Consider the following 7,106-nt stretch of genomic DNA (forward strand, 5'->3'; position numbering starts at 1 on the left):
CATTCGATGCTGCGGTGAGCCGATTCACGCATGCGGGTGAACTGGCGACCGGCCGGACTCACCACTGCGGGGTATTGCTCGAAGACGGAAGGATTCTTGTTGCCGGCGGCACCCGCACCACTTCGGGTGCGCCTTCCGCCGAGGTCTTCGATCCCCGCTCCGGACAATCGCGGGCCACTTTGCATCAACCGCTGCAGAACCGCTCCATGTATACTGCGACCCGCCTTCCGGACGGGCGGGTGCTTCTGGCAGGCGGCCGATCCGCAGGACCAAACTACGCGAGCGACACCATGGATATCTTCAATCCGCGGACCGAACAGTTTTCCAGGGTGCCGGCGCGCCTCGACGTCGCCCGCTATGGGCATGCGTCGGCATTGGTGACGCCGCGCCTTCTTGTTCTCTACGGCGGCGTGGCGCTATCCGGCGCGGGAGCGGCGCCGGAAGTCATTGACCTGGAAACGCTTACGTCAACCGTCCTGTCCATGCCTCCCTATGAGGCAGTACCGCGCATTGCCCCTGCCGTAGTGACGATCTACGGAGGGGATACCTACGTGATTGGCGGCGAGGACTATAACGGCGCGGTGCCTTCCTCCCTGATCACGGGCCTGGCGGTCGGAGGCGTGGCGTTCCGGCCCGCCACGCGCTTGCAGGAGGCGCGCACGATGCACGCGGCCGCAGGACTCACGGACGGCAGGATACTGATTGCAGGCGGGAGCGCCATGCCGGGCACGGCGGTGTTATCCGGCACGGAGATATTCTCACCGGAATCAGGGACTGTCGTGCGCGGTCCGGACATGACGACGGCGCGTGCCGGTCACAGTGCAACGGCGCTCCCGAACGGCAGGGTACTGATGGCCGGCGGTGTCGACCGTTTCGGCAATGCCATGGATTCGGCGGAATTGTTTGGATGACGGGACATCCGTCACGATTGTCCGCCGTGTCAACGAAGGTCTTAATCTTCGGGCGGTGATGGACGCATCCGGCTCACCGGACAGGCAGATGTGCCATGCGGCGACATCAGGGTTCGGCCCGCCCGTTATCCATCTACTGGCATTGGTCCAGGACAGCCAGGCAGCAAGTCTTCGCGTCACTCCTGCTGTCCAAGGCAGCCCACGGATGACTTTCTGACAACTTTGGCAATCGATTATGTCATAGACAATAGATGGATAAAATTGGCATAGATCGGCAAAATTGCCCATATACCTCGCTGCTGATCTAATATTGTCCTAGACAAACAGGTCGCCACCCTTATAATGAGGCAATATCGCCCAGGAAAGTCAGGGGTAGTGCAAGTATGCCGCCTGCCGGGCGGCGCAACGTGCATGCGCAGCGTAGGCATGCCAGATGCGCGCCAATCTGAAGGAAAAGCACATGGTCGACCCGATTCGCCTTGGACTGATGGTGCCGCAGACCAAGCTGGCTTCTATGTATGGGACGGAGATTGCGCTCGCTGCGGAAATAGCGCGTGATGAGATCAATGCACGGGGCGGTATTCTCGGGCGTCCGCTGGAACTCGTGATTGAAGACGATGGCAGCATGCCGGACACTGCCGTGCCGGCGGCCCGGCGACTGGTGGAAGAGGCGAGATGTAATGCGATCGTCGGCACCGTACTGTCCAGCTCGCGCTTGGCGGTGGCATCCAGGGTCACGGAAGAGCGGCGCATCCCCTACCTGAACTTTACATCCTACGAAGGCAGCATTTCCGGCCGCTACTTTTTTCATTTTGCGGCGCTTCCCAACCAATTGATCAGCAAAATGCTTCCGTACATGGTCGACAAATATGGGCCAAGGTTTTATTTCGCCGGAAGCAATGATGAATGGTCACGCGGGCTCATCGATGCCGCCAAGGCAGTACTGAGGGAACGCGATGCGGAGTGCGCAGGGGAGGAGTATCTGCCAACCGGTGCGCATGCAGCGGACATCAACCGGCTGCTCGAGCGCGTGGCCCGTTCAGGGGCCAATGTGTTCATGCCTTGCTTCCCTGGAAGCGATCAGGCGGACGTGCTTGAGCGTTTCTCTGACCGTGGCTTGAAAAAGCGGATGGCGGTAGCTGCCGGGCATTTCGACGAGGTGATTGCCAGCCGCATGTCGGGGCGCGCGCGATCCGGGATTTACGCCTGCAGCACTTACTTCATGACGATCGACAATGCGAGGAACCGGGCATTTCTCGATCGCTTGTCGCACATGCCCGGGTTCTGGCCAAACGGGTACGGCATCTTGACCGCCTTCGGTACGGGCGCATACGTGTGCGTGCACGCCTTTGCCAGCGCGGTCGAGCTTGCCGGATCGCCGGATAGCGAGTCCGTGGTCGACGCACTGGAACAGGTGAGTGTCTGCGGGCCGCAAGGCAAGGTGGTGATGGATCCTGCATCCCACCATGCATCGGCGAGCACCTGGCTCGGCCGCTGCGACGCCAGCGGTGCATTTGAAATCGTGGAAAGCTTCGGCCACAACCCGCCCCTGATTCCCGACCGCTACCGATCCGCAGGCGGACTTCGGGATAACGGAAGGCATGTGCCAGCGCCTGTGCCGACCGAGAAGGACCCGTTCGCCTTGAGCCGCCCGCACGCCGCGCAAAAGATTCTTTCGCTCGCGGACATGGCCATCATTGCGGCGACTGCGGACGGTACCATTACCGAGGCCAATCCAAGTGCCTGCCTGGCCTTTGGATATGCGGAGGATGAATTGGTGGGCATGTCCATGCATCTGCTCTTGCCGCCCCATGCACGCCAGCGCCACGCACAACTGGTCCAGGCATTCATCGACAGCGGCGATTTCGAACGGCGTATGTCGACCCGCAACGAGGTCATGGGCTACCGCAAGGATGGAAGCCAGTTTCCTCTGGAGGTATCGATCGCCAAGTTCCGCAATGGGCGAAGCTGGCTGCTCGTGGCAACCATGCGTGACGTGACGGAGTCGCGCAAGGTCGAGGCGGAGCTTTTGCGGCGTACCACGCACGATCCGGTGACCGGGTTGGCGAACCGGCACCTCTTCCGGGAACGGTTGATGCGCGCATTGCACCGCTCGCGGCGCGATGGCAAGGCCGTGGCGCTGCTCTTTCTCGACCTCGACGGGTTCAAGCTGATCAACGAGACGCATGGACACGAAGTGGGCGACGGATTGCTCCGGGCGATTACCTCACGCCTCATCGGTCAGCTACGCGGCGGCGATTCGGTCGGGCGCCTGGAAAGCGACGAGTTCGTTATCCTGTGCGAGCACGTGGAGCAGCCGGAAAACGTGGCTGTCCTCGCGGAGCGCCTGATCGACGTGCTGCGTGCGCCATTCGAGTTTGACGGCAGGCCTTTGTTCGTCACTGCCAGCATCGGCATTGCGGTCGGCACCGGAAGTACCCATTCAGCGGATGACATGCTGCGTTTCGCCGGAACCGCCACTCATGCGGTGAAGGAACGCGGGCGCGACGGCTGGGAGTTCTTCAGTCAAAGCCTGCACGAGCAGGCGCGGCAGCGGCTCTTCATCGCCAACGGACTTCGACTGGCCATCAACCGCGACGAGCTTTCGACCCGCTTTCAGCCGATTGTTGCGGCAGACAGCGGCCGGATTGTCGGCGCGGAACTTCTCCTGCGCTGGCGGCCTCCGGAAGGCGAGGTGTCCCCGGCGCTGTTCATTCCCATCGCCGAGATGACGGGCTCCATCGTGCCGATCGGGGCGTGGGTATTCAGGGAAGCATGCCGGGCGGAAGCGGCATGGCGCATGCGCTGGGGCGACCAGGCGCCCTACGTGTCGCTCAACCTGTCCACGCGCCAGTTAAGCGACGGCTCGCTCGCGGATCTGTTTGCCGAGATCTTGCGCGACACCGGCGCGGATCCCTCGCGCATTACGCTGGAGATCACGGAAACCTCGCTGATGGCGGACGTGGAGTCCAATCTGCAAGTATTGTCCCGGCTCGCCGGCTTTGGCCTGCGGGTAGCGGTCGACGATTTCGGCACAGGCTATTCGTCGCTCGCGCAACTGACACGCATGCCGGTCGAGGTCATGAAGATTGACAGGATGTTTGTCGAATGCATGGAAACGGACGGCGAAAGCCGCCTTATCACGCGTGCCATCATCAATCTCGGAAAATCCCTTGGACTTAAGCTCGTGGCAGAGGGGGTGGATAGCCAGGCGCAGTGGCGGGAACTGTGCTCGATGGGCTGCGATTTCATCCAGGGATACCTGTTTCACCGGCCCATGCCGGAAAAAGACTTCATCGCGCTTCTCGACGAAGACCTGTCAAGCCGGGAAGGGGTCGAGAACGCATGCATGCGTTGCCAAGTGTAAATGCACTTGCTGGCCGGCATCAGCCGGCGATGCGTCTATGGCGGCCTCTTTCATGCAACGCTCCCGCCTTGTTGCGCGAGTCATTCAATCTCACCTTCCTTCCGTTCCAACGCGCCTTTCCTCAATGTGCACCGCGTGTTCTCCCGTGCATGCGAAACGCATTGCGCCATCGATCCCAGCAATCCACTTTATGCATATCCGATATCAATAAATTTGCACTTTTTCATAACGGACCGACGCCGTAACATGCATGAACAATTCATGACAGAAGGAGACAACGTGAAACCCCATACCTCCTGGCGCCGCCAGTTTGTCCGCGTCCTCGCATGTTCAGGCATTCTGTTGTTCGGTTCCCCGGCCGTGCATGCCGCCTATCCCGAGAAACCAGTCATCCTGATTGTTCCCTTCCCCGCAGGGGGGCCGACGGATGTGTTGGCGCGCCTCGTCGGACAGCAGATCTCGCAAGCGTTCAACCAGCCGGTGATCGTCGAAAACCGCGGCGGCGCCGGCGGCACGATCGCCACGTCGGCCGCCGCGCAGTCCGCGCCCGACGGCTACACGCTATTCCTTGCCACGACCGGCACGATGGCCATCAACCCCAGCCTGTACAGGAGCTTCCGCGTCGATCCGATGAAAGCATTCGAGCCCATCGGTTCGATCGCTTCCACTAATAATGTCCTCGTCGTGCCGGCGAACAGCCCGGTCAGCAACCTGAAGGACCTCATCGGGCTGGCCAGGAGCAAGCCCGGCGTGCTGACCTTCGGATCGGCCGGCAACGGAAGCTCCAGCCACATCTCGGGCGAACTGCTGAAAACCATGGCCGGGATCAACGTCGTCCACGTGCCCTACAAGGGCGCGGCGCCGGCCTTCACCGATCTTCTGGGCGGCCAGTTGTCGATGATGTTCGACACCGTCTCCAGCCAGGTGCAGTACCTCGGCGCAGGCAAGGTGAAAGCGCTCGGCGTGACCGGCCGGAAAAGGTCGGAAGCGCTGCCGAACGTGCCGACCATCGAGGAGGCCGGCGTGCCCGGTTTCGAAGTGCAGATCTGGTTCGGGCTCGCCGCGCCGCGCGGCACGCCGGACGACGTCGTGAAGAAGCTGAACCAGCAGCTGCAGAAAATCATCTCCGCACCCGAGACCAAGGCCAAGTTCGCATCCATCGGTGTCGACCCGCTGCCGGGCAACCCGGCCGACTTTGCCGCAATGATCCAGAAGGACACGGCCAAGTGGAGCAAGGTCGTCAAGGAATCCGGCGCAACCATCGACTAGGAACACCATGGACACAGATATCCGCACACTGCTCGCACCGGCCTCGGTGGCCGTAATCGGCGCTTCGGACAATCCGAACAAGGTCGGCGGGCGGCCGCTCCACTACATGAAGGCCTTCGGCTACCAGGGCGAGCTCTATCCGGTCAATCCCGGACGCGAACAGGTCCAGGGACTGCGTTGCTATCCGTCACTGGACGCGATCGATGCCATTCCCGACGCGGCCATCATTGCCGTGTCCGGCAGCGAAGCGATGCAGGCCGTCGAACAATGCGCACGCCGCGGCATACGCCACGCTGTCGTCATGAGTTCGGGATTCGCCGAGACCGGCCGCGAAGGCGGCATGCTGCAGGAGAAACTGGTGCACGCGGCAAATGCCTACGGCATGCGCCTCATCGGCCCGAATGCGCAGGGAATCGCCAATTTCGCCACCGGGGCAGTGCTCAACTTCAGCACCATGTTCATGGAAGTGCAGCCGATGGACGGCCCGATCGCGATTGTCAGCCAGAGCGGGGCCGCCAGCGTGATGCCTTACGCCATGCTGCGCGAAATGGGCATCGGCGTGCGCTATCTCGCCGCCACCGGCAACGATGCCGACCTCGGCGTGGCCGAGCTGGCCAGGGCCGTGGCGCTGGATGAAACGGTCAAGGTCATCCTGGTCTATGTCGAATCGATCACCCGGCCCCGGTACCTGGCCGAAGCGGCGGCGATCGCCCGCGCCCGCGGCGCGAGCATCATCCTGCTCAAGGGCGGGGCGAGCGAACGCGGCGCGAAGGCGGCGGCCTCGCACACCGGGGCGATGATGGGACACGACGGCGCACTCGACGCCTTCCTGCAGCGCCACGGCATCTGGCGCGCACGCGACCTGCACGAACTGGTGAACGCCGTGCCGCTCTACCTCACGGAGGCGCACACCGGCGAGGGCCGGACCGTGGTCATGAGCCACAGCGGCGCCGTCGGCGTCATGTGCGCCGACGCCGCCGACCGCGCGGGCCTGGCATTGGCGGACCTGAGCGAGGACACACGGGCAAGGCTGACCGAAATCCTTCCCGGATTCGCGACCGCCGCCAATCCGCTGGACCTGACCGCCGCCCTGATGGGCAACGGCTGCATGTTCGGCGACGTCCTGAACGTGCTCGCGCAGGATCCCCAGGCCGACATGTTCCTGGTCGGCGTGCCGGTTGCCGGCCCGGGGTACAACGTGCCGGAACTCGCCGCGACGGCCGCCCGTTGCTCGGCATCGAGCGGGAAGGCGTTTGTCGTGAGCGCCCCGCAGGCGAGCGTGCGTGACGCCTTCAAGGCCAGGGGACTGCCGGTATTCCGCACCGAGACGGACGCTGTCCACGCGCTGCGCCAGTACGCGCAGCACCGCCGGCCCTTGCCCGCCGCGCGCATCCTGGATGAGAAGCAAGCGGCCGGTGTGACGAGGCAGGGCCTGCAATCCGAGGCCGACAGTCTTCGCCTCCTGAAGGAAGCCGGCGTGCCGGTGGTGGACTTCGCCGTCTGCGGCAGCGCGGACGAAGCCGAAAGCGCATTCCGCAGCTTCGGCGGGGCGGTCGTCG

General features: G+C 63.2%; 4 protein-coding genes. All 4 read left to right on the top strand.

Translation table 11 applies throughout. The features are described from left to right. Positions 1-911 (top strand): Kelch repeat-containing protein (locus AYR66_RS18455; RefSeq protein WP_272938351.1); only part of this gene is annotated, 911 nt, incomplete at its 5' end. A gap of 433 nt (positions 912-1,344) precedes the next feature. Next, on the top strand, positions 1,345-4,278 hold the full coding sequence (locus AYR66_RS18460; protein ID WP_088708721.1) for an EAL domain-containing protein: 2,934 nt from the start codon (positions 1,345-1,347) through the stop codon (positions 4,276-4,278). Between the two features lie 279 nt (positions 4,279-4,557). Further along, entirely contained in the window at positions 4,558-5,547 is a 990-nt protein-coding gene (locus AYR66_RS18465; protein ID WP_234814936.1) for a Bug family tripartite tricarboxylate transporter substrate binding protein, read from the top strand. Between the two features lie 7 nt (positions 5,548-5,554). Further along, on the top strand, positions 5,555-7,106 hold a 1,552-nt coding region (locus AYR66_RS18470), incomplete at its 3' end, for an acetate--CoA ligase family protein (RefSeq protein ID WP_088709911.1).

This window comes from Noviherbaspirillum denitrificans (assembly GCF_002211445.1).
GTDB lineage: Bacteria > Pseudomonadota > Gammaproteobacteria > Burkholderiales > Burkholderiaceae_D > Noviherbaspirillum > Noviherbaspirillum denitrificans.